The organism is Lentzea sp. NBC_00516, assembly GCF_036346835.1.
Classification (GTDB): Bacteria; Actinomycetota; Actinomycetes; order Mycobacteriales; family Pseudonocardiaceae; genus Lentzea; species Lentzea sokolovensis.
The window spans coordinates 6,662,377-6,685,887 of sequence record NZ_CP107840.1; the positions used below are offsets into that span (position 1 = coordinate 6,662,377).

Genomic DNA, 23,511 nt, shown 5'->3' on the forward strand with positions numbered 1-23,511 from the left:
CGTGGATCAGTTGGCCGCTGCCGTTCTGCTTCCCGGTTTCCACGGAACGACCGCCCCCGACTGGTTGCTGCGGCGGGTCGCTGACGGCCTCGGCGGCGTTGTGCTCTTCGGGCGCAACGTCGTCGACGACGCCCAGGTGACCAAGCTCTGCGGCGAACTGCGTTCGGTGCGCCCGGACGTGGTGATCGGCATCGACGAGGAGGGCGGCGACGTCACGCGTCTCGACGCGGGCCGCGGTTCCGAGGTGCCGGGCAACCACGCCCTGGGCGCGGCGGACGACCTCGACCTCACGCGTTCGGTGGCCGCGTCCATCGGCTCGCGGCTGGCGAAGTGCGGGATCTCGCTGAACCTCGCGCCTTCCGCGGATCTGGTGCTGACGCTGGACGACCCGATCATCGGCGTCCGCGCGTTCGGATCGGACCCGGTGCTCGCCGCGCGGCACGTCGCCGCGTGGGTCGAGGGTCTTCAGGCCATGGGCGTTGCGGCCTGCGCCAAGCACTTCCCGGGCCACGGAGCGTCCACTGAGGACTCTCACGAGCAGCTTCCGGTGCTTCCCCGCACCGAGGAACAGCTGCGCGCCGTCGAGCTCGTCCCGTTCCAGGCGGCCGTGCACGCGGGCGTCCGCTCGATCATGACCGGCCACCTGGTGATCCCCGAGTGGGGCCCGGCGCCGGTGACGCTGAACAAGCACGCCATCGACCTGCTGCGCACCGAGCTCGGGTTCACCGGCGCGGTGATCACCGACGGCCTGGACATGAAGGCGGTCGGCGGCGATCTCGCCGTGGGCGCCGTCCGGGCGCTGGCCGCCGGCGTGGACTCGTTGTGCCTGGGCGGCATGGCCCTGGACGACGACGACCTCCAGTGGCTGATCGACTCGATCGTCGCGGCGGTCAAGAACGGTGAGCTGTCGGAAGAACGCCTCACCCGCGCCGCGGCCCGGTCGCTGGCCCTGGGCATGCCTCCGTCGACCATCGACGCCCACGACGCCGAGATCGGTCTCGTCGCCGCTCGGCGTGCCGTCGAGGTGCGTGGCCGGGTCGACGTCGGTCCGGACCCGGTCGTCGTGGACCTGGTCGTGGACTCGTCGATCGCGGTCGGCGACGTGCCGTGGGGCCTCGGCCCCTACCTGCGCGAGGTGCTGCCGGGCGCGGAAGTGATCGCCGCGCGCGACATCTCCGCGGACGAAGTTGCGAAAACCGCAGGTGACCGCACGATTGTGGTCGTGACCCGCGACGCACACCGGCACACCGGCGCTCGACAACTGGTAACAAACTTAACTAATCTGGGCAGGGACGTGGTGCACGTGGAAACCGGCGTGCCTGGTCCAGACCTGGGCAGCGTCGCCCGCATCGACACCCACGGCGGTTCTCGGGTGAGCCTCCGAGCCGCGGCCGAGCTGATCCTGAAAGGCACGACATGACCACGCCAGGCCGGCACATGGCAGCCGAGATCGCCGAGCAACCGTCGATCTTCTCGTCCCTCTACTCGGCGCGCTCGTCGTTCGCCGAGGTCGCCGCCGTCATCCGCGAACGCGCACCGCGCTTCGTGCTCTTCGCGGCCCGCGGCTCCAGCGACCACGCCGCGATCTACGCGAAGTACCTGACCGAGATCCTGCTCCAGCTCCCCGCAGGCCTGGTCTCGGCGTCGACCACGACGTTGTACGGCGCCGAGCCGGACCTCCGCGACGTGCTGCTGGTGACGGTCTCCCAGTCCGGCGGCTCCCCCGACCTGCTGGAGGTCACCGCCTCCTACCGCAGGCGCGGCGCCCTGACCGTGGCCGTCACGAACACCGCGTCCTCACCCCTGAACGCGGCCGCCGAGCTCTCGGTGGACGTCTCCGCGGGCGTGGAGCACGCGGTGGCGGCCACCAAGACCTACTCGGCCACGCTGCTCGCGCTCTACCTGCTGATCGACGCCATCCGTGGCGGCAACGGCGAGGCCGCGGCCAACCTCGGCGAACTGGCCCAGGTGACGCTGGACCAGTCGGCTCCGACCGTCGACGAGGCGGTCCGTCGCTACCGGTTCGTGGAGCGCGTTCTCACGACCGGCCGCGGCTACTCCTACGCGACGGCGCTGGAGGCTTCGCTGAAGCTGGCGGAGACGTCGTACCTGGCTGCCCGCGCGTACAGCGGCGCGGACCTCCTGCACGGCCCGGTCGCGGCCGTCGACGGCGAGACCGCGGTCCTGGCCATCACCTCGCTGGGCAAGGGCGGCGACTCGCTGCGCGACGCACTCGACGTGGTGCACCAGCGCGGCGCGGACGTCGTGGCCGTCGGCTCCGCCTCGGAGAAGGTGGGGGCGACCCTGTCCATCTCCATACCGGAAACGCCGGAGGAAGTGGCTCCGGTGCTGGAGATCCTCCCCGTGCAGCGCCTGGCCTACGGCCTCGCGCTCGCCCGCGGCGGCGACCCGGACAGCCCGCGAGGCCTGAACAAGGTGACTCGCACCCTTTAGTTCCAACGAAAAAGGCCCCCGCTCACGGTGAGCGGGGGCCTTTTTCGTTGGTATTACTGCCCTGCGGTGGCGTACCCGGCCACGACCGGCGCGACGGGCACCTTCGGCGCCGAGGCGTCGAACACGACCCGTCCGTCGACCCAGACCTTCTTCGGCCTGAGGTCGTCGTCCCACCACACCAGGTCCGCGACGGCACCCGGTGCGAGGCGGCCGAGACCGGACTCGCCGATCACCTCGGCCGGCACGATCGTCGCCGAGGCGAGAGCGTCGGCGACCGGCACTCCCACGGAGACGATGTTGCGGACGGCGCGGTCCAGCGTGAGCGCCGAGCCCGCGATCGTGCCTTCCGGCGAACGCGGCACGCCGTCCTCGGTGAGCAGCACGTCCGCGCCACCGAGGTGGTAGCGGCCGGGCGGCATCCCCGCGGCGGCGACGGCATCCGTGACCAGCGCGACTCGTGCCCCGGCGGCGTTGAACACGAGCCGGCACACGTCCGGGCCCACGTGGGCGAGGTCCGCGATGAGCCCGAGGGTGAAGCGTTCGTCGACCAGGGCAACGCCGGGCACACCGGGTTCGCGGTGTCCGAGCGGGCGCTGGGCGTTGAACAGGTGCGTCACCATGCGGGCACCCGCGTCGGCGGCGGCCCTGGTCTGCTCACCGGTGGCGTCGGAATGGCCCACCGCGACCAGAACCCCGGCCTCGACGAGCCGCCGAACGGCCTCGAGACCTCCTGGCTGCTCCGGCGCCATGGTCACCATGCGCAACGCACGGCGAATCAGTTCGTCGTCCAGAAGCGCCGAGATCTGGGCGGGCCCAGGCTCGACCATGAACGACGGATCGTGCACCCCGGCCCGTTTCGGCGACAGAAACGGCCCCTCCAGGTGCACGCCGAGCGGCCTGGCCCCGACCCCGTCCGGCAGCGCTGCCGAAGCGGCCAGAACCGCCCTCGTCTGCCTCAGGATCACGTCGACCGGTGCGGTGATCAACGTGGGCAAGAACCGGGTCACACCGGTGGACGGCAGAGCTTCGGCCACGGAACGCATTCCGGCGGCGTCCACCTCGGCGAAGTCGACGCCGACGGCGCCGTTCACCTGCACGTCGACCAGGCCCGGTGTCAGCAGGCCGTCGGACAGGACCTCCGCGCCGGGTGGTGCTTCACCGGTGGTCACCTCGACGATGCGGCCGTCCCTGATCCGCACCGAGGCAGGACCGACGATCGTGCGACCGAGCAATGCGCGCGGTGCTGCGACAACGGCGTCCAAGATCCCTCCTTGAATGGTCCAGACCATTATGGCGACAACAGGGGTTCCCGTCACGTGTAGTTAAGAGATAACCATCTTACATAGGACTTGGTTAATGATCGCCGGAAATGCCGGGTTGCGCCGAAGATGACCATCTGTGGCGCATACTGGTCCCCAGACATCCGAGGTCTACGACGAGTTGAGGGTGCCGTGGCAGTCACTGACGATGCGATCCTGCGCGTCAAGGAGATGATCGTTTCGGGCGAGCTGAAGCCTGGCGATCGGCTCCCGCGTGAGGCTGACCTGGCAGAACGTCTCGGTCTGTCGCGCAACTCGCTGCGCGAGGCCGTGAAGGCACTGTCACTCGTCCGGGTGTTGGACGTCCGTCAGGGCGATGGCACGTACGTCTCGTCACTTCGCGCGGACGACCTGCTCGGCGCGCTCTCGTTCGTGCTCGATCTGCACCGAGGCGAAGATTCGGTCCTGGAAGTTCTTCAGGTTCGGCGCATTCTCGAGCCCGCGGCCGCCGCGATGGCCGCCCAGCGCATCGACCCGGACGAGGTCGTCAAGCTCCGCGCCCTCTGCGACGCGGCCGAAAGCGCCAAGTCCGTGGAGGAACTGGTCGAGCACGACCTCGACTTCCACCGCGCCATCGCGCACTGCTCCGGCAACGCCTACCTGGCCCAGCTCCTCGACACGCTGGCCGGCCCGACGGTCCGCGTCCGCATCTGGCGCGGCATCACCCAGTCGAACGCCGTGGACCGCACGGTCGCCGAGCACCGCGCCATCGTCGACGCGCTGGCCGCGCACCAGCCGGAACTCGCGCGCAGCTGGTCCACGGTGCACGTGGCCGGCGTCGAGCAGTGGTTGTCAGACCTGGCGTAGCTGCTCCAGCACCGCACGCACCGCGGGCTGTCCATCGGCCCGATTCCGCACCACGGCGGACACGGTCCGGAACACCTCCTGCTTCAACGGCCGCAACGCCACCCCGGGCCGTCGTGCGACGGACGGCACCAGCGCCACCCCCAGACCGGCTTCGACCAGCCCGCACATCACCCCGAAGTCGTCGCAGTAGGCCTGTGCCCGCGGCACGAACCCGGCGGCGCCACAGGCTCGTTGGGTCAGCTCGTGGCAGGACGCGTCGGTGCGCGGCATGATCCACGGCCGGTCGGCCAGCACGGCGAGGTCCACGGAATCCTGCTGCACCAACGGATCGCTCAACGGCAGCGCCACGTTCACGGGCTCCACGAACAGCTCGTGCGACTCGGTGGACGTGGGCAGGGACCGCGGCATGATGTTGTAGGAGTGGATCACCGCGATGTCGATGTCCCCGCGCCGCAACGCGGGCAGTGACGCCTCGGGCTCCATCTCGTGCACGAAAAGCTCCACATCAGACCCGTGCGCCGACCTCAGCACCTGGATCACGCGTGGCAGCAGGGCGGCAACGGACACGAACGCCCCGACGCGCACCACGCCGGACACGGAGGTGCGCAGTGAGGCCAGGTCCGCCTCGGCCGCGGCGAGCTGATCCAGAACGAGCTGCGTGTGAGCCGCCAGGACGTGCCCGGCGCGGGTCAGCGCCAGCCGCCGCCCGTCCCGTTCGACCAGCGCCACGCCGGCCTCGCGTTCCAGCGCGGCGAGTTGCTGGGACACGGCGGGAGAGGTCACGTGAAGAGCCTCCGCGGCGGCCGTGACCGTGCCGTGGACCGACAGAGCGTGGAGCAACCGGAGCCGTCGCACATCCAACACAAAGCTCAGCTTAACGTTCCGAGCAGAACTTCTAACTGGAACTTTGCGAAGACTAGAGCCACGCTGGAGTCATGTTCGGACGAGTGCTCGTAGCGATGGTCACCCCGTTCACCCCCGACGGTGACCTGGACCTCAAGGGTGCGCAGGAGCTGGCGGCGCACCTCGTCGACAAGGGCGGGGCGGACGGGCTGGTCGTCAACGGCACGACCGGCGAGGCGCCCACCACCACCGATGCCGAGAAGGCGCGGATCATCAGGGCCGTGAAGGAGGCCGTCGGCGACCGGACCCAGATCCTCGCGGGCGTCGGCACCAACTCCACGCGCCACACCATCGAACTCTCCCGCAGCGCCGAGGAGAACGGCGCGGACGGCCTGCTCGTCGTGACGCCGTACTACAGCAAGCCCACGCAGGAAGGCGTCGAGAACCACTTCCGCACCGTCGCCGACGCGTCCGGCGTCCCGGCGCTGCTCTACGACATCCCCGGCCGCACGGGCACCGCGATCGAGACCGAGACGCTGCTGCGGCTCTCCGAGCACCCGCGGATCGTCGGCGTGAAGGACTGCAAGGTCGACCTGCTCGCCACGGCCCGCGTCATCGCCGAGACCGGCCTCGACTTCTACTCCGGCAACGACGAGCTGATCCTGCCGCTGTACTCGATCGGCGGCGTCGGCACGGTCAGCACCGTCGGCCACGTCGTCGGCAACGAGATCAAGGCGATGCTCGACGCCTACGACGAGGGCGACAACAAGGAAGCCCTGCGCCGCCACCAGGCGCTGCTGCCGGTGATCACCGCGATCATGACTCGCGAGCCCGGTGCCGTCGCCGTCAAGGCAGCGCTCAACCTGCTCGGACTCCCGGCCGGCCCGGTCCGCGAACCGCTCGCGGAGGCGACTCCGAAGCTGATCAACGAACTGAAGGCCCTCTTCTAAAGCCCGTAGACCCGGCGAGCAGTGCCCTCGAAGATCGAGGCCTGCTCGCTGGGTGACAGCTCCGAAACCAACTCCCGAGCAGCACCAAGCCACTCGTCATAGGTCGCTGCCAGGAGGCACACGGGCCAGTCCGAGCCGAACATCAGCCGTGAAGGCCCGAACGCGTCCAGCACGACCTCGAAGTAGGGCCTCAACGCAGCGACGTCCCACGACTTCCAGTCGGCCTCGGTGACCAGGCCGGACAGCTTGCACGTCACGTTCTCGTGCGCCGCCAAGGAGCGCACCAGCTCGGCCCACTCGCCCGAATCCGAACCGATCGCGGGCTTCGAGCAGTGGTCCACCACGAACGGGACCTGGGGCAACGCCGCCACGGTCCGTCGCGCGGCAGGCAGCTGGTGCGGCAACGTCAGCAGCTCGTAGAGCAGCCCGGCAGCGCCGACCTGAGCAAGGCCGTGCCACACGTCCTTGCGGCACAACCACTCCGGGTCCGGTTCGCTCTGCACCTGGTGCCGGATCCCGCGCAGCCACGAACCGTCCGGCCGGTCCACCAACGATGCCAGCGCATCGCCGACGGCCGCCGAAGTCAGATCGGTCCAGCCCACAACAGCGCCGACCACGTCCGAAGACGCCGCGATCGCCAGGAACTCCGGCGTCTCCTCCGGCACGCACACCGTCTGCACCAGCACGGACGTCGACACGTCCGGTGCCGCGGCGACGAAGTCCGGTTCCAGGAACGACCGCCGGATCACGCCCATCGGCGGATCGGTGATCCAGTCCTGGTCCCGGACGGACAGGTCCCACAGGTGGTGATGAGCGTCGACGATCACGGCGTCGGAACCTCCGCGTCCAGCAGCCCCAACGACTTCAGCTCCTCCCACAACCCGGCGGGAATCGAGGCCGAGAAGTAGGAGGCGTTCGACGTCATCTGCTCGGCGTTGCGAGAGCCGATCACGACCGACACCACGGCGGGATGACCGAGGGCGAACTGGATCGCCACCTCGGGCAACGTCACCCCGTGCCGCCCGCACACCTCGGCGATCGCCCGAGCCCGCGCAACCAGTGCGGCAGGCGCCTCTTCGTAGTTGTACTTCGCGTCAGCGGGCACGACGGGCTTGGACAGCAGCCCGGAGTTGAAGACCCCGCACGCCACCACCGAAACACCGCGCTCGACGCAGGCCGGCAGGAACGACGGCAACGCGGGCTGTTCCAGCAGCGTGTACCGCCCGGCCAGCATCACCACGTCGATGTCGGTCTCGCGGACGAACCGCTCCGGCATCTCCCACTGGTTCATGCCGACGCCGATGGCACCGACGACACCCTGCGACCGCAGCTCTTCCAACGCTGGATAGGCCTCACTGAAAGCCACGTCCCAGTAGTCGTCGGGATCGTGGATGTAGACGATCTCCACCCGGTCGGTCCCGAGACGCTCCAAAGAGGACTCAAGAGACCGCTTCACCCCGTCGGCCGAGTAGTCCCGAATCCGCCGGAACGTCCGCGGCACCGCGAAACCCTCGTCGTCGAGCCCGACGCCGTCCGCGGGCTCCAGCAGCCGCCCGACCTTCGTGGAGATCACGTACTCGTCGCGCGGCCGCCCCGCCAAACCCAGGCCGAGTCGCCGTTCCGACAACCCGAGCCCGTAGTGCGGCGCGGTGTCGAAGTACCGGACGCCGGTCTGCCAGGCCGCCTCCACCGCACCCAAGGCCTCCTCGTCCGGAATCTCCCGGTAGAGGTTGCCGATCGGCGCGGCGCCAAAGCCCAGACGAGAAACAGCAACCTTCACGGCAGCTCCCACACGAGTCGCACAGCGGGTTCGGCGCCGGAGTAGTCGTCCTCGACCTCCAGCAGTTCGGCCATCTGAGCCTGCCACGGAACGTTGGCCGGGTGCTCAGCGAGAAACGCCCTCATCGCACGGTAGTCATCCACCTCGACGAGGTGGAACAGCTCGCGCCCAGAACGCCAGATCCGCCACGAGTGCACCCCGGCCTCGCGCAACGCCCCATCCAGCTCCAGGGGAATGGACGCGTGGATGCGGTCGTAGTCGGCCTCGCGCCCCCTCGCGAAGCCGGGTGTGCAACGCAACGGTCTCCAACGCTCACTCCTGCTTCTGGCCGGTGGCGAACCGCGTCACGATCAACGCGAGGATGATCACCGCGCCGTACGAGGCCTTGATGTAGAAGCCGGAAACACCCTGCAACCTCAGAATCTGCTCCACCAGCCCCAGCATCAGCACACCGGACAGAGCACCGAACAGCGTGCCCTTGCCGCCGTTCAACGAGATGCCACCGATCACCGCGGCCGCGAAGACCTGGAAGATCATGCCCTCGCCCTGCGTGGCGGCAACGGAACCAAGGCGTCCGGTCATCAGGATGCCCGCGATCACGGCCAGCACCGAACCGATGATCAGCACGGTCCACACCACCCGGTCGACCCGGATGCCCGCAGCCCGCGCGGCCTCCGAGTTGCCGCCGATCGCGTACAGCGAACGGCCGGCGCGCAGGTACTTCAGCACGAAGATGCCCGCCGCGTAACAGACGATGCAGATCCACACCGCCGCCGGCAGCCCGAGCCAGGTCGTGGAACCCAGGTACAGGAACGACTCCGGCACGTCGATCAGCGACTTGCCCTCGGTGATCGCGAGCTGCAGACCGCGCAGCATCGTCAGCATCCCCAGGGTCACCATGAACCCGGACAGCCCGACCTTCAGGATCAGGAACCCGTTCAGGCCACCGATCGCGACACCGATCAGGATGCACAACGGCAACGCCAGCCACGCGGCCAGACCGATGTCCAGCCCACCTGCCGACGAGGGAATGATCAACGCGACCGCGAGTGCGGGCGCGAGACCGACCGTCGACTCCAGCGAGAGGTCCATCTTGCCGACGATCAGGATCATCGCCTGGCCCAGCACCAGCAACGACAGTTCGCTCTGCTGGGTGAGCACGGCGATCAGGTTGTTGGGCGTCAGGAAGATCGGCGAGAGGATCGCCCCGATGATCAGCAGCAGGATGATCACCGGGACCAGCGCGAGGTCCTGGTACCTCGCGAGCCGGAACTTCGGCTTGTCAGGCGCGGGTGCCGCGACAGGCGGAGTCATGGCCTTGGTCATTCTGAGCTCATTCCTTCAATGGCAGAGATGAGTTCCTGATCGCGCCAGCCGCGGGCGAACTCCCGCACGACCTGGCCGTGGAACAGCACCAGAACACGGTCGCAGACCCGCAGGTCGTCGAGCTCGTCGGAGACGACGATCGCGGCCTTGCCCCGGCGCGCCTGCGCGTCGACGACCCCGAGCAGCGACTCCTTGGACTTCACGTCGACGCCCGCGGTCGGGTTGATCAGCACCAGCACGGACGGGTCGCCTGCCAGCGCACGCGCCATCACGACCTTCTGCTGGTTGCCGCCGGACAGGTCCGAGACCGGCTGGTCCGGGCCCGCTGCCTTGACGTCGTACGACGCGATCGCCGTGCTGCCCGCCGAGCGCTGGGCCGACGGCCACACGAACGCACCCGCCGTGCTCATCGTCGCGTTCTCCGCGATCGACAGGTCCAGCACGAGCCCCTGGTGATGCCGATCCCGTGGCACACAGCCGATTCCAGCCTTCAAAGCAGCCGGAACGTCGCCGCCGCGCACCGAAGCACCGTCCACCGAGATCGACCCGGCCGACGGCTTGCGCAGCCCGTAGACGGTCTCGGCGAACTCGTGCTTGCCCGACGACGCGCTGCCGGCGAGCCCGATGACCTCACCGCGGGTGGCCGACAGCGAGATGTCCGAGAAGTGGTCCCCGCTCAGCGAGGACACGGTCAGAACCTGTTCGGCGGACGACGGCCGGTCGTCGCCGCTGGGCACGTTCAGCCCACCGGCCTCACCGGTCATCGCCTCGATCAGGTCTGGCTTCGACATCTCGGCCACCGGTGCGGTGACGATGTGCCGCGCGTCGCGGTAGACCGTCACCGTCTGGCAGACCTCGTAGACCTCCTGCAGGTGGTGGGAGATGAACAGGAACGTCACTCCCTTGTCCTGCAACGACCTCATCCGGTCGAACAGCCGCTCGATCGCCGGGCCGTCGAGCTGCGCGGTCGGTTCGTCGAGGATCACGAACCGCGAGCCGATCGACAGCGCCCGCGCGATCTCGACCAGCTGACGCTGTTCAACGGTCAGCGTGGACACCAACGAGTCCGGGTCCACCGCGACCTCGTAGGTCTCCAGCAGCGACGAAGCCTCCCGCCGCAGCCTCTTCCAGCTGATCAGCCCACCGCCGAGGTCCTGCCGGTTGATGAACAGGTTCTCGGCGACGGACAGCTCCGGCACGACCGTCGACTTCTGGTACACGCACGCGACATGCCGGCGCCACGCCGAACTGTCGGCGACGGGCGGCGCGGGTTCGCCGAAGAAGCTGACCTCGCCCGCGTCCGGCGCCTGCATGCCGGTGAGGATCGAGACCAACGTCGACTTGCCCGCGCCGTTGCGACCGACGAGCGCGTGCGACTCACCGGCCCGGATCTCGATGCCCACGTCGTCCAACGCGAGCGTCTGCCCGAACCTCTTCGTCACGCCACGCGCGACAGCTGCGTACTCGTTCATCAGATCTGGTTGCCCCAGAACGCCTTGTCGTCGACGTTCTCCTTGGTGATCAACGGCGCCGGGAGCTGGTCCTCGAGACGGCCACCACCGGTGTCCACGATGACGGAGTCGTGGTCGGTCTTGCCGGGCTGGAAGGTCTTGCCCTCGACGGCGGCCTTGGCGTAGAAGAGCGCCCACTGCGCGTAGAGGTCGGCCGGCTGCGAAACGGTCGCGTCGATCTCGCCCTTGCGGATCGCTTCCAACTCCTGCGGGATGCCGTCGTTGGAGACGATGAAGATGTGCTTCGGGTCGGTCGGCGGGACGATCAGGTTCTTCTGCCGCAACACCTGCAGCGTCGGCGTGAGGAACGCGCCACCGGCCTGCATGTAGATGCCGTTGATGTCCGGGTGCTGATTGAGACGGGTCTGCAGGGCCGCGGACGCCTTCGGGCCTTCCCAGTCGGTCGGCTCCTCGAACACCGTGATGCCGGGGTAGTCCTTCTTCATGCAGGCGGCGAACGCCTCGGAGCGGTCGCGGCCGTTGACCGACGCCAGCGCGCCCTGGAACTCGACGACCTTGCCCTTGCCGCCGAGCTTGTCGCCGAGGAACTTGCAGGCCTTCTCGCCGTACGCCTTGTTGTCCGCACGGACGACCATGTAGGTCTTGCCCTTGTCCGGACGGGTGTCGACGGTGACGACGGGGATGTTCGCCTTCTCCAGCCGGTCCAGGGTGGACGCGATCGCGCCGGTGTCCTGCGGTGCCATGATGATCGCCTTGGCGCCCTGCGACTGCAGCGACTGGGCGTTGGCGACCAGGTTCTCGACCTTGTTCTGCGAGTTGGTGGGGTTCAGCAGGTTGACGCCGAGGTCCTTGGCCTTCTCCGGGAAGTACTTGATGTAGGAGTTCCAGAAGTCGGTGTCGGCGCGCGGGTGGTCGGCGCCGATCGGGCCGACGCCACCGGCACCCGTGCCGGCGGTCCCGCCGCCGCACGCGGACAGTGTGAGTGCACCGGCAAACGCGAGGCACACCGCGGCGGTGAGGTTGCGACGCTTCATCGTTGAACTGCCTTTCATGACTGCTGGGGACGCAAGCGCAGGCCGTACATGCCACCGTCGACGGCGAGGATCGTGCCGGCGGTGGACCCCGACAGCGGGCTCGCCAGGTAGGCGATGGCTCCCGCGACCTCATCGGCGGAGACGAGCCGGCCGTGCGGCTGGCGTGCCTCCAACGCGGCTCGTTCGGCGGCCGGGTCCGGCGCCGAGTCGAGCAGACGGCCCACCCACGGGGTGTCCGCCGTGCCGGGGGCGACCGCGTTGACGCGAATGCCTTCGCGCACGTGATCGGCGGCCATCGCGAGCGTCAGCGAGTACACCGCGCCCTTGCTGGCCGAGTAGAGAGCACGCTGCGGGAGCCCGGCCCAGGCAGCGATGGAACAGGTGTTGACGATCGCCGCGGACGGCGATTTCCGCAGGTGCGGCAGCGCGGCCCGCGACACGCGGACCATGCCGAGCACGTTGACGTTGAGCACTTTGAGCCACTCGTCGTCGGAGTTGGCCGCCACGTCGCCCTGCGACCCGATGCCCGCGTTGTTCACCACGACGTCGAGCCGTCCGAACCGTTCGACGACCTCGTCGATGGCGGCTTTCACGCTCTCGTCGTCCGACACGTCCGCGCGGATCCCGACCAGCGGGTCCTTCACGTCCGGGTTCAGGTCCAGCGCGACGACCGTCGCTCCCCTGCCGCTCAGCAGGTTCGCCGTGGCGAGGCCGATGCCGGACGCACCGCCCGTGACGACGGCGACGAGTCCTTCGAAGTCAGTCATTCCCACCCTCCAGCTCTGTCCACACAGGACCCTCGGGGTAGAGGTAGTCGGCGAGCGTCTCGTCCTTGAGCTGTGCGGAGAATCCCGGCTCGGCGGGGGCCAGGTAGCGGCCGTTCTCGACGACGGCCGGGTCCAGGAAGTGCTCGTGCAGGTGGTCGACCCACTCGATCACGCGCTCGCCGACCTCGCCGGAGACCGCGACGTAGTCGAAGAACGACAGGTGCCTGACCAGTTCGCACAGGCCGACGCCGCCGGCGTGCGGGCACACCGGAATGTCGAACTTCCTGGCCAGCAACAGGATCGCGATGTTCTCGTTGACGCCCGCGACCCGGCAGGCGTCGAGCTGCAGCACGTCGATCGCACCGGCCTGCAGCAGCTGCTTGAAGATCACCCGGTTCTGCACGTGCTCGCCGGTGGCGATCCTGATCGGGGCCAGCGCGTCGGCGATCGCGCGGTGCGCCAGCACGTCGTCCGGGGAGGTGGGCTCCTCGATCCAGTACGGGTCGAACGGCGCGAGCTCACGCATCCAGCGCACGGCCGTGTCGACGTCCCAGCGCTGGTTCGCGTCGACCGCCACCCGGACCTCGTCGCCGACGACCTCGCGGGCGAGCTTCATCCTGCGGACGTCGTCGTCGAGGCTGCCGCCGACCTTCAGCTTGATCATGTCGAAGCCGTCGGCGAGGGCCTGGCGGGCGAGTCCCGCGAGCTTCTCGTCGGAGTAGCCGAGCCAGCCCGGTGACGTCGTGTAGGCCGGATATCCTTCGCGGGCAATGGTTTCCGCGCGTTCGGCCTTGCCGTGCTCGATCTTGCGCAGGATCTGCAACGCCTCGTCGGGCGTCAGGGCGTCGCTCAGATACCGGAAGTCGACGAGGCTGACGATCTCCTCGGGCGTCATCCGCGCGAGGAACCGCCAGACAGGCAGCCCGGCGCGACGGGCCGCGAGGTCCCAGGCCGCGTTGACGACGGCGCCGATCGCCATGTGCGCGACGCCCTTCTCAGGGCCGAGCCAGCGGATCTGCGAGTCGCCGATGAGTTCGAAGTACAGCTCCGCCAGCGCTTTCGCGTCCTCCGGCACGTCCTTGCCGACGATGTGCGGAGCCAGCGCCCTGATGCCGGCGGCCTGCACGTCGTTGCCGCGGCCGATGGTGAACGCGAGCCCGTGGCCCTCAGGTCCGTCGTCGGTCCGCAGCACCACGTACGCGGCGCTGTAGTCCGGGTCCGGGTTCATCGCGTCGGAGCCGTCGAGCTCGCGCGACGTCGGGAACCGGATGTCGAGGACGTCCAGTGCGGTGATCTTGGGCATGGGTTCAGGCCTGCCCGAGGATCTGCCGCTGCCTGCCGAGGCCTTCGATCTCCAGCTCGACGACGTCACCGGCGCGCAGGTACGGCTTCGGCTCCGGCTGGCCGAGCGCGACACCAGCGGGTGTACCCGTGTTGATGACGTCACCCGGACGAAGGACAAGGAACTGGCTGAGGTAGCGAACGATCTCCGCCACCGGGAAGATCATGTTCTTGGTGGACGAGTTCTGCTTGATCTCGCCGTTCACCCAGAGCCGCATCTCCAGGCTCTGCGGGTCGGCGATCTCGTCGGCGGGCACGAGGAAGGGGCCGAGCGGGTTGAACGTCTCGCAGTTCTTGCCCTTGTCCCACGTCCCGCCGCGCTCGATCTGGAACTCGCGCTCGGACACGTCGTGCGAGAGCACGTACGCGCCGACGCACGCCAGAGCGTCCTCTTCGGACTCGAGGTAGCGGGCGGTGCGCCCGATGACGACGCCGAGCTCGACCTCCCAGTCGGTCTTCACGGACCGGCGCGGCACGAGCACCTCGTCGTACGGGCCCACGATCGTGTCGGGCGTCTTGAGGAACATCACCGGCTCGCCAGGGATGTCCGCGCCGGTCTCCTCCGCGTGGTCGCGGTAGTTGAGGCCGATGCAGATGACCTTGCCCGGATGCGCGAGCGGCGCCCCGACGCGCACGTCCTCGGTGCTCAGCGCCCCCAGTTCGCCGGCCTCGAGGGCGGCGCGCACGCGGTTCACGCCGTCGTTCGCGAGGAAGGCCCCGTCGATGTCCGGGGTGATCGGCAGGAGGTCGTATGTGGTCCCGTCGTCGGTCCTGACTGCAGGACGTTCGTCGCCGACCGGCCCCAGGCGCAAGAACTGCACGGCCGTTCCTCCTCTGCTCACACCCTACGAAATACATCGGATGTATAGCCCTGCAAGGCCGGTTTCGTCTAGAGCCCAGCGTGAAGTCGTCCGATGAATAAGAGGAGTTGATCATGAATCTGGTGACCGCATCACTCCTGGTGGGCGCACTGCTCGCACCATCCGGCCCCGTCGAGCCTGTAACCGTTTTCGTCGAGCTGACCTCGACCGCAGCCGCTGACACGGGCACCGTTGCGCAGGCGCGTTCAGCGCGGGATCGGACATCGGACCACGTCTCCCGCGTCGTGTCCCGATCCGGCGGCCGGGAAGTCGCCCGAACGACCAACGCGGTGCCCGGCGTCGTGCTGTCGGCCGACAAGTCACGCTTGTCTGCTTTGGCGCGCATGCCCGAGGTGCGGGCGGTGCACCGGATGGTCCCCAAGAAGCTCACGAACGCCCACGCCGTCCGCCTCACCCGGACGTCCGACGTCTGGAAGTCGCTCGGGCGCTTCGGCGACGGCGTGCGGATCGGCGTGATCGACACCGGCATCGACTACCGGCACGCGGACTTCGGCGGCGGCACGTTCCCCAACGCCAAGGTCGTCGGCGGCCACGACTTCGCGGGCGACGCCTACACCGGCAAGTCCGGGTCGATCCCGGAGCCGGACGCGGACCCGCTGGACTGCGAGGGCCACGGCACGCACGTCGCCGGGACCGCAGCCGGGTACGGGGTCAACGCCGACGGCACGACCTATCGCGGTTCCTACTCGTCGGTCGATCTCGACTCGTTGAAGATCGGACCGGGCACGGCCCCCAAGGCGTCGCTCTACGCGCTGAAGGTGTTCGGCTGCGAGGGCGGCACGAACCTGACCGCGCAGGCACTGGACTGGGCTCTCGACCCCAACGGCGACGGCGACTTCGCCGACAAGCTCGACGTGGTCAACCTGTCGCTGGGCAGCGACTTCGGCGCACCGGACGACCCGGACTCGCTGTTCGTGCGCAAGCTCGTGGAGCACGGCGTGGTGGTGGTCGCGGCGGCCGGCAACGGTGGCGACTTCTACGACGTCTCCGGATCTCCCGGCAACACCCCCGAGGCGATCTCCGTGGCGAACAGCCGCGACTCGTTCTCGATGCTGGACGGGCTGGAGGTCGCCGGGAAGCAGTGGCCCGGCCAGTACAGCCAGAACTTCAAGGACTCCTTCGACCTGACTCTGCCCGTGGTGCGGCTTTCGTCCGATGTGGATGGCTGCAAGCCGATCTCGGAGGCGCTCGCCGGGAAGATCGTCTGGCTGGAGTGGGACGACAGCGACGCCACCCGCGCCTGCGGTTCCGGTGCCCGCACCGACAACGCCTGGAAGGCCGGGGCGGCCGGAGTGCTGCTGCCGACCTCCCTGCCGGTGTTCGCGGCCGGAATCGCCGGAAACGCGCACATTCCCGCGTTCCAGCTGACGGCGGCGGCTTCCACCGCACTGCGTCCCGCGCTGGAAGCCGGGCCCCTGAGCGTGCACCTGACCTCGGCGTTGAAGGTCGCGGTGCCATCCGTGGAGCCGGCGATCGCGGACACGATCACGCCGTCGTCGTCGCGTTCCCGCTCGTCGATCGCCGTGGCCGCGCCGGGTGACACGATCTTCTCCGCTGCCTCCGGAACGGCCTCGGCCGGTGTGTCGATGGGCGGCACGTCGATGGCGTCGCCGCACGTCGCCGGGATCGCCGCGCTGCTGCGCGAGGTCCATCCGAAGTGGACGGTCGCGGAGATCAGGGCCGCGCTGATGAACACCGCGTCCGGTGTGATCAAGGACGCGAAGGGCGTGCGGGAGGCGCCGATGAGGGTCGGCGCGGGCCGGGTGGACGGGCTCGCCGCGCTGTCGTCCGACGTGCTGGCGCTGGGCGACGCGTCGTTCGGCACGGTCGAGGCCGCCGGTCCGGTGCTGACGAGTCGCACGATCCGGTTGGTGAACAAGGGTTCGCAGAGCGTTCGTCTGCAGGCGCGCTTCGAACCGATCACCACCGTGCCTGGCGTGTCCTTCCAGGTCATCGCGCCGTACGTCGCGTTGCCGCCGGGTGGTTCGGCGTCGGTTCCCGTGCAGCTGCGGATCTCGAACCCCGCCGCGTTGCGCAAGACCCCCGACCCCACGGTCGCGCTGGACGAGGGCCGTCAGTTCCTGGCGGAGGCGTCCGGCCAGGTGACGTTCACCGGCGACCGGACGCTGCACGTGCCCGTCTACGCGGCGCCGAAGCCGGTGTCGCGGCTGACCGCGGCCGGTGGACGGGTCGCGGGCCGTGGCCTCGACCAGCAGGACTACCAGTCCCGCATGACCGTGCTGAAGCTCGGCGCACGCTCAGACCGCCTGCCCGACTGCGGCCCTGACGTGCAGGACAACTGCGCGATCAACCGCACCGCTCGTGGTGGAGACCTGCGTTACGTGGGTGCGACGGCGACGTCCGACCTGCTGGCGTTCGGCGTCGCGACCTGGAGCACCTGGGCGAACATCGGCAGCAACATCCAGCCCCAGGTGAAGTTCTCGGTGGGTGGCAAGGACTTCGTGACCACCGCCGTGAAGCCGACCAACCCCGACGGCGACATCACCGCCGACATCTGGCTCGCCAGGACCAAGGTCGCCGGTTCGGACGAGGTCGTGGACGAGCAGCCGTTGAACGGCCTGGACGGCGCGACCGACACGAACCTGTTCGACAGCGACGTCGTGGTGCTGCCGGTGTCGCGGGCGGCTCTGCCATCCGGCCCGGTGACCTACACCGTTGGCGTGCGCAGTCCTTACACCGCGCCCGCCGACTCGGACGACCTGGTCGACGTGACGCCCGCCGCCACGTTCGACTACGGCCTGATCGTTCCCGGACTGTCCACAGTGGTTCGTCCGGGTGATCCGCTTTCGTCTGGATCGTTGGTGTTCTTCCACCACAACGCAAGCGGTAACCGCGCTTTCGTGAGGTGACACCCGGTTGGGCGTGCCTAAGGTGAGCGGGTCTCGGCATACTCGGTCGTTATGGACCTGGTTGTGGGACTCGACGCCGGCGGCACCTCGACCAGGGCGCTGGTGCTCGATCTGGACGGCGCCCGCCTGGGCCAGGGCCTGGCGGGCGGCGCGAACCCGAACTCGCACCCACCGACGGTCGCCGCCGCCCACATCGGCGAGGCGCTGGCGGAGGCCCTGGACGGCCTCGACTCCCGCAAGGTCCGTTCCGGCGTCCTCGGCATGGCAGGCGCTTCGAAACTGGCGGATCCCGCGATCTCCGCGTTGTTCCGCGAGGCCTGGGAACGCGCGGGCCTGCACTGCCCGATGCGGGTGATCACCGACTGCGAGGCCGCCTTCGCCACCGGCACCTCCTCGCCCGACGGCACGGTTCTGGTGGCGGGCACGGGTTCCATTGCTGGCCGCATCGCCGGCCATCGCATGATCGCCCAGTCCGGCGGCTACGGCTGGCTGATCGGCGACGACGGCTCGGCGTTCTGGCTGGGCCGCGAAGCCGTCCGGGCGGCACTGCGACTGCTGGACGTGGACGCGCCGCTGGAAGGCCTGGCCACCGCCGTCCTGACCGCCGCCGGCGCGAAGAACCGCGGCCAGCTGATCAACGCCGTCAACGCCCAGCCCCCGATCGCGCTGGCGCGGTTCGCCCCGCTGGTCAGCTCGGCCTACCACCACGGCGACCCGGAGGCGCTGGCGATCGTCGGCTCCGCCGCCCGGCTGCTCGCCGACACGGCCTCAGCCGTGCGCGAGCCGTCCGACACGTCCCCCATCGTGCTGGTCGGCAGCCTGATCAAGACGCCGGTCGGGACTCACCTCAAGCAGGAGCTGCTCACGCGCTGCAACGCTCAGGTGATCATGGCGACGGAGGGCGCGGCCGGTGCTGCCTGGCTGGCGGCCGTGGACGTGCTCGGACCCAAAGCCCCGCGGCCCAGCTAGATGTGTGCGAAAGTGCAACCATGCTCCACGTTCTTGCTGCTGAACCCAGCGGCGCCAGGATCCTCGGCCGGCTGGTCGGGTACGCCATCATCCCGGTCATCGTCATCGTCGTGATCGTCGTGACCCGCAACAACAGGAAGAACCGCGAGCGGTATCACCAGCAGCAACAGCAGTACTGGGCCCAGCAGCAGTACTACGCACAGCAGCAACAGCAGTACCCGTACCCGCCGCAGCAGCAACCGTATCCGCAGCAGCAGCCGTACCCGCCTCAGCAACAGCCGTATCCGCCACAGCAGTACCCGCAGCAGCCACCGCAGCCGCCGCAGTCATGACGCCAGCAGCCGGCCCGAGTGCGGGGTCCGGTCGCGGTAGGCGCGCAGCAGTCCGGCGTGCACGTCGTCCACGTGTTCGGCGGCGTCGACGTCGGTGTTCCACACCAGCGTGATCCGCCGGTGCAGCGGGTTGCCGATGATCGGTTTGAGCAGCACGCCCGGCACGTCGGGGCCGGGGAAGAAGCCCGCCACGGCACCGGTGGAGCGCACCAGGTCCGCCGCCACCACCGGATCCACGCCGAAGTGGGCGCAGCGCGGAGTGAAACCCACGGCCTCGCAGGCCAGGTCGAGGTTGAGGCGGCCGCCGTGGTTCTCGTCCGGCGCCACCCACTCCTCGCCCGCCAGTTCGGACAGCAGCACCTCGCTGCGGCCGGACAGGCGGTGGCCGACCGGCACGCCGATCAGCATGCGTTCCGTGACCACGCCACGCAGGCCCACCGCCTTGGGGAACCGCAACGGGCTGCGCGGGAACTCCACCACCAGCGCGAGGTCCAGGTCGCCGGTGCGGACGAGTTCCAGCACCGCGTCGCCGCCGCGTTCGATGTGAGTGGTCTGCGGCAGACCGGGGAGCATCTCGCGCACCACGCCGACGAGCAACGCGGTCGGTGAGCCCACCACCCCGCCCAGGCGGATGCCCGACTCGCCGCGTTCGGCCAGCCTGCGCGAGGAGACCAGCAGGTCGTCGAAGCGTTCGACCAGGTCCTGGGCTTGCAGCACGACGTGCCGGCCTAGTTCGGTGAGCTCGACGCCGTCGGTGCGGCGCAGGAACACCGGACCGCCGAGACTCGCCTCGATGCGCCTCACCTGCGCGGTGAGCCCGGCCTGGGCGATCTTCAGCTGGGAGGCGGCTCTGCTGATGCTGCCTGCTCTTGCCACGGTCAGCACCACGTGCAGATGTCTGAGCTCCATTCGCACCGACGAAGCCTAGGGCAGTTACCGATCCACAAACACGGCCACGCGGGTGTCACCAGATGACGCTCTGTCGCCGTTGCAAGCGCGATTGCGCTATCAGGCCGATAACTCGGGAATTATCGGCACCTCACACCTGCCGCTGTGCGCGCGGACTCCTCCACCCTGTTGACACCAAACGATCGAGGGGTGTGAGCGCCATGAGGAAAGCGTTGCGGCTGCGACGCCTTTCCCGTCCGCAGGACGACAGGTATCTCTTCGTGCCGTTGGACCACAGCGTTTCGGACGGTCCGGTGGTGCCGCGGGACAGGTGGCAGGAGCTCATCCGTGCCGTCGTGCAGGGCGGTGCGGACGCCATCATCGTCCACAAAGGACGAGTGCGCACCATCGAACCCGCCGTGCTGGGCGGATGTGCGTTGATCGTCCACCTGAGCGCCGGCACCGCGCACATGGCCGACGCCAACGCGAAGGTGCTCGTCGGCGAGGTCGACGAGGCGCTGCGACTCGGCGCCGACGCGGTGAGCGTGCACGTCAACATCGGTTCCGACACGGAGGCCCGCCAGCTCACCGACCTCGGCGCGGTCGCGGCGGCGTGCGACTCGTGGAACGTCCCGCTGGTCGTGATGGCCTACGCCCGCGGGCCCCGCGTCGCCGACCCGAGGGATCCCGCGCTGCTCGCCCACGTCGTCAACATCGCGGCGGACCTCGGCGCGGACATCGTCAAGACGAACCTGGCCGACGACATGACCGAGGTCGTGGCCAGCTGCCCGATTCCCGTGATCGTCGCGGGGGGTCCTGCCTCGGCGAACAGCCTGGCCGGCCACGCCAGTGCCGCGATGGCCGCCGGCTGCTCAGGTCTCGCCGTCGGACGACGGGTCTTCACCTCGCCCGCGCCGATGCAACTGGTCGCGGAGCTGGCGTCGATCGTCCACGCGCCCACCGACGCAAGCCTCATGCACGCACTGACCGCTACCTTGGAGAACCGGTGAAGTTCGCCTGGATCGACCTCAGAACCGTCCCGGAACAGCACCGGACCGCCGTGATCGACGCGGCGGTGCACAGCCGGATCGCCGGCGTCGTCGCGGACGATCCCGCACTGCTCGACGACCTGCCGCCGACGATCACCCGCGTGTTGCTGACCGAGAACCACGTCGAGAGCCCGCACCTCGTCACCGTGGTCGTGGACGAGCAGGACCAGCTCGACCGGTTGTCCACGGGTTCCGCCTTTGTGACGGTCAGCGACGACCGCACGCTCAAACTCGCTTGTGCCGCAGCGGAACGACTCGACCACACCGTCGTCGCGTTCACCGACCCGACGAAGATCCCCCTCGAGATCGTGATCGCCGCAGCGGACGGCGCACCCGGCAAGCTCGTCACCGTCGTGACCGACCTCGTCGAGGCCGCGATCGTCCTCGAATGCCTGGAACACGGCTCGGACGGCGTGCTGATGGCCCCTGCCGACGCGACCGACGTGTTCAAACTGGCCCGGCTGCTGGAAGTCACGTCCCCGCCGCTGACCCTGACCACGCTCACCGTGGAAGCGTTGACCCACAACGGTCTCGGCGACCGCGTCTGCGTCGACACCGCCTCGCACTTCCAGGAGGACGAGGGCATCCTCGTCGGCTCGTTCTCGTCGGGCTTCATCCTCTGTTGCAGCGAAACGCATCCGTTGCCGTACATGCCCACACGACCGTTCCGGGTCAACGCGGGCGCGCTGCACTCCTACGTGCTGGGCCCGGCGAACCGCACCAACTACCTGTCCGAACTGCGGTCCGGCAGCAAGGTCCTTGCCGTCAACGCCGAGGGCCGCACCCGCGAGATCACCGTCGGCAGGGCCAAGCTCGAGTCACGGCCGATGCTCACCATCTCCGCGCGCTCGCCGGAGGACGTCGAGGTCCACCTGATGGTGCAGGACGACTGGCACGTCCGCGTGCTCGGTCCCGGCGGCAAGGTCCGCAACGTCACCGAACTTCAGCGCGGCGACGAACTGCTCGGCTACATCGCTTCCGAGCAACGGCACGTGGGCCTCCCGATCGGCGAGTTCTGCAAGGAGTACTGAAAGAAATGCGCGAGTTCATCACCGACCTGCTCCACCGGCACGGCGACGATGTGCCGATCTTCAGCCACCGCAACACAGTCACGCACGGCCTGTTGCGCGCCGACGTCTCCGCTCACGCCGCACGGTTCGAAGCCGTCGGAATCCGTGACGGGAGCACGGTCGCCGTCCAGGTGCCGCCGAGCTTCAGCCAGTTGGAGGCCGTGCTCGCGTTGTGGAGCATCGGCGCGCAGGTGATCTCGATCGACCACCGGTTGCGCCAGGCCGAGACCCATGTCCTGCACGAGCTGACGCGTCCCGAGTTCCTCGTGCACCCCAGTGGCGTTCCCGCGCAGGGTTTCCAGGAGCGGTACGGACTCGTGGCCGAGCCGGTCGAGGGTCTCCCCGCCGCGACCCCGCACCGGCTGGTCCAGTTCAGCTCCGGCTCGACCGGACGGCAGAAGGTGATCGGCCGCAGCACCGAGTCCCTGACCGACGAGGTGGCACGGTTCGAAGCATCCGACGGCATGCCAAGACGCGGCGAACGCCTCCTGCTGCTGAACTCCCCCGCCGCCAGCTTCGGCCTGATCGGTGGCCTGCTGCACTCTCTCGCGGCGGGCGTGCACCTCGTGTTCGCTGGAAAGCCCACCGCACAAGACATCCTCCATCACGCACGGGCGCACGAGGTCGACTTCGTCACCGGCCTGCCGTTCCACTTCGACCTGCTGGCCTCCTCGCCCGACTGCGACTCGTTGCGCACGGTCCGCGGCGCCTTCGCCGGCGGAGAGCTGATGCCGCAGAACGTGGCCGACAGGTTCGCGGCCACCTACGGGTTCCCGGTCGGCGAATGCTTCGGCACCACCGAGACCGGCGCGCTCACCATGGCGGTCAACGGCACCGTCCGCCCGTCGGTCGGAAAGCCCATGCAGGGCATCACGGCACGCGTGCGCGACGGCCTGGTGGAGGTGGCGCTGAAAGAAACGCCTTACCTGTCCGAGAACGACTCGACGCGGTTCTCCGGCGGCTGGTTCCGCACCGGCGACCGAGGCGAGCTGTCCGACGACGGCGAGATCCGGCTGCTCGGCCGCGCCGACTCGCTGGTCGTGGTGCGCGGCAAGAAGATCGACCTGACCGAGGTCGAACACGTCCTGTGTGGACACCCGCAGGTAACGGAGGCCGTCGCGGTCGGCAAGGCGGAGATCCGCGCGTACGTGGGCACCGGCAGCAACCCGCTCACCGCGCAGGCGTTGACGGAGTGGTGCACGGAAAGGCTCGCGGAATTCAAGCTCCCGGCACATTTCCACCTCATGGACACACTTCCGAGAACGTCGAGCGGCAAGATCATCCGAAACATGGAGCCGCTCCATGCGTCCTACCTTCAGGCACATTTGACCGGAAACAATGGAGAAGGATGACCTGCCG

General features: G+C 69.0%; 22 protein-coding genes. 10 read left to right on the forward strand and 12 right to left on the reverse strand.

All coding sequences use genetic code 11. The features are described 5' to 3' along the window. Position 1 precedes the first annotated feature (1 nt). Positions 2-1,420 carry a glycoside hydrolase family 3 protein gene (locus OG205_RS30165; protein WP_330271376.1) on the forward strand — a complete coding sequence of 473 codons (1,419 nt, stop codon included), beginning with the start codon at positions 2-4 and terminating at the stop codon, positions 1,418-1,420. Beyond that, on the forward strand, positions 1,417-2,454 hold the full coding sequence (locus OG205_RS30170; RefSeq protein ID WP_330271377.1) for an SIS domain-containing protein: 1,038 nt from the start codon (positions 1,417-1,419) through the stop codon (positions 2,452-2,454). The genes OG205_RS30165 and OG205_RS30170 overlap by 4 nt, the downstream gene beginning before the upstream one ends. Before the next feature lie 53 nt (positions 2,455-2,507). Here the strand turns inward: OG205_RS30170 and nagA are convergent, their stop codons facing one another. Then, the gene (gene nagA, locus OG205_RS30175) at positions 2,508-3,716 is read right to left on the reverse strand and encodes an N-acetylglucosamine-6-phosphate deacetylase (RefSeq protein WP_330271378.1); all 1,209 of its coding nucleotides are present in this window, start codon (positions 3,714-3,716) and stop codon (positions 2,508-2,510) included. 189 nt (positions 3,717-3,905) lie between these two features. Here nagA and OG205_RS30180 point away from each other — a divergent pair, with 189 nt between their 5' ends. After that, entirely contained in the window at positions 3,906-4,580 is a 675-nt protein-coding gene (locus OG205_RS30180) for a FadR/GntR family transcriptional regulator (protein ID WP_330271379.1), read from the forward strand. On the opposite strand, the gene OG205_RS30185 is transcribed toward OG205_RS30180, so the two are convergent. Beyond that, a complete protein-coding gene (locus OG205_RS30185) occupies positions 4,566-5,444 on the reverse strand; it encodes a LysR family transcriptional regulator (protein WP_330271380.1) in 879 nt (292 codons plus the stop codon). The two genes, OG205_RS30180 and OG205_RS30185, sit on opposite strands and share 15 nt — an antisense overlap. A 71-nt stretch (positions 5,445-5,515) precedes the next feature. Between OG205_RS30185 and dapA the strand changes: the two genes are divergently transcribed. Beyond that, on the forward strand, positions 5,516-6,373 hold the full coding sequence (gene dapA / locus OG205_RS30190) for a 4-hydroxy-tetrahydrodipicolinate synthase (protein ID WP_330271381.1): 858 nt from the start codon (positions 5,516-5,518) through the stop codon (positions 6,371-6,373). Here the strand turns inward: dapA and OG205_RS30195 are convergent. The 9 genes from OG205_RS30195 to OG205_RS30235 are packed head-to-tail and all read right to left on the reverse strand — an operon-like array spanning position 6,370 to position 14,914. Continuing rightward, a complete protein-coding gene (locus OG205_RS30195; protein ID WP_330271382.1) occupies positions 6,370-7,200 on the reverse strand; it encodes an amidohydrolase family protein in 831 nt (276 codons plus the stop codon). The genes dapA and OG205_RS30195 overlap by 4 nt on opposite strands. After that, positions 7,197-8,153, reverse strand: coding sequence for an aldo/keto reductase (locus OG205_RS30200; protein ID WP_330271383.1), 957 nt, complete (start codon positions 8,151-8,153; stop codon positions 7,197-7,199). The genes OG205_RS30195 and OG205_RS30200 overlap by 4 nt, the downstream gene beginning before the upstream one ends. After that, a complete protein-coding gene (locus OG205_RS30205; RefSeq protein ID WP_442916601.1) occupies positions 8,150-8,452 on the reverse strand; it encodes an L-rhamnose mutarotase in 303 nt (100 codons plus the stop codon). The genes OG205_RS30200 and OG205_RS30205 overlap by 4 nt, the downstream gene beginning before the upstream one ends. 13 nt (positions 8,453-8,465) lie before the next feature. Next, on the reverse strand, positions 8,466-9,479 hold the full coding sequence (locus OG205_RS30210) for an ABC transporter permease (protein ID WP_330271384.1): 1,014 nt from the start codon (positions 9,477-9,479) through the stop codon (positions 8,466-8,468). Then, positions 9,476-10,951, reverse strand: coding sequence for a sugar ABC transporter ATP-binding protein (locus OG205_RS30215; protein WP_330271385.1), 1,476 nt, complete (start codon positions 10,949-10,951; stop codon positions 9,476-9,478). Before OG205_RS30215 ends, OG205_RS30210 begins: the two co-directional genes overlap by 4 nt. Further along, positions 10,951-11,985, reverse strand: coding sequence for a sugar ABC transporter substrate-binding protein (locus OG205_RS30220; protein ID WP_330271386.1), 1,035 nt, complete (start codon positions 11,983-11,985; stop codon positions 10,951-10,953). Before OG205_RS30220 ends, OG205_RS30215 begins: the two co-directional genes overlap by 1 nt. A gap of 14 nt (positions 11,986-11,999) precedes the next feature. Then, the gene (locus OG205_RS30225) at positions 12,000-12,752 is read right to left on the reverse strand and encodes an SDR family NAD(P)-dependent oxidoreductase (RefSeq protein WP_330271387.1); all 753 of its coding nucleotides are present in this window, start codon (positions 12,750-12,752) and stop codon (positions 12,000-12,002) included. Further along, a complete protein-coding gene (locus OG205_RS30230) occupies positions 12,745-14,055 on the reverse strand; it encodes an enolase C-terminal domain-like protein (protein WP_330271388.1) in 1,311 nt (436 codons plus the stop codon). Before OG205_RS30230 ends, OG205_RS30225 begins: the two co-directional genes overlap by 8 nt. Positions 14,056-14,059: 4 nt before the next feature. After that, positions 14,060-14,914 carry a fumarylacetoacetate hydrolase family protein gene (locus OG205_RS30235; RefSeq protein ID WP_330271389.1) on the reverse strand — a complete coding sequence of 285 codons (855 nt, stop codon included), beginning with the start codon at positions 14,912-14,914 and terminating at the stop codon, positions 14,060-14,062. A 113-nt stretch (positions 14,915-15,027) separates the two neighbouring features. Between OG205_RS30235 and OG205_RS30240 the strand changes: the two genes are divergently transcribed. Genes OG205_RS30240 through OG205_RS30250 form a run of 3 tightly spaced genes read left to right on the forward strand, consistent with a single transcriptional unit; the run spans position 15,028 to position 19,145 of the window. Beyond that, positions 15,028-17,844, forward strand: a complete 2,817-nt coding sequence (locus tag OG205_RS30240) for a S8 family peptidase (RefSeq protein ID WP_330271390.1) — start codon at positions 15,028-15,030, stop codon at positions 17,842-17,844. A gap of 51 nt (positions 17,845-17,895) precedes the next feature. Then, complete coding sequence (locus OG205_RS30245; RefSeq protein WP_330271391.1) at positions 17,896-18,813, forward strand: N-acetylglucosamine kinase; 918 nt, start codon at positions 17,896-17,898, stop codon at positions 18,811-18,813. Between the two features lie 20 nt (positions 18,814-18,833). Beyond that, positions 18,834-19,145 carry a hypothetical protein gene (locus OG205_RS30250; protein ID WP_330271392.1) on the forward strand — a complete coding sequence of 104 codons (312 nt, stop codon included), beginning with the start codon at positions 18,834-18,836 and terminating at the stop codon, positions 19,143-19,145. On the opposite strand, the gene OG205_RS30255 is transcribed toward OG205_RS30250, so the two are convergent. Further along, complete coding sequence (locus OG205_RS30255) at positions 19,140-20,054, reverse strand: LysR family transcriptional regulator (protein WP_330278258.1); 915 nt, start codon at positions 20,052-20,054, stop codon at positions 19,140-19,142. The two genes, OG205_RS30250 and OG205_RS30255, sit on opposite strands and share 6 nt — an antisense overlap. A 200-nt stretch (positions 20,055-20,254) precedes the next feature. On the opposite strand from OG205_RS30255, the gene OG205_RS30260 reads away from it, so the two are divergent. The 3 genes from OG205_RS30260 to OG205_RS30270 are packed head-to-tail and all read left to right on the forward strand — an operon-like array spanning position 20,255 to position 23,504. Further along, on the forward strand, positions 20,255-21,043 hold the full coding sequence (locus OG205_RS30260; RefSeq protein ID WP_330271393.1) for a 2-amino-3,7-dideoxy-D-threo-hept-6-ulosonate synthase: 789 nt from the start codon (positions 20,255-20,257) through the stop codon (positions 21,041-21,043). Further along, the gene (locus OG205_RS30265) at positions 21,040-22,113 is read left to right on the forward strand and encodes a 3-dehydroquinate synthase II (protein WP_330271394.1); all 1,074 of its coding nucleotides are present in this window, start codon (positions 21,040-21,042) and stop codon (positions 22,111-22,113) included. The genes OG205_RS30260 and OG205_RS30265 overlap by 4 nt, the downstream gene beginning before the upstream one ends. A gap of 5 nt (positions 22,114-22,118) precedes the next feature. Continuing rightward, entirely contained in the window at positions 22,119-23,504 is a 1,386-nt protein-coding gene (locus tag OG205_RS30270) for a class I adenylate-forming enzyme family protein (RefSeq protein ID WP_330271395.1), read from the forward strand. Positions 23,505-23,511 lie beyond the last annotated feature (7 nt).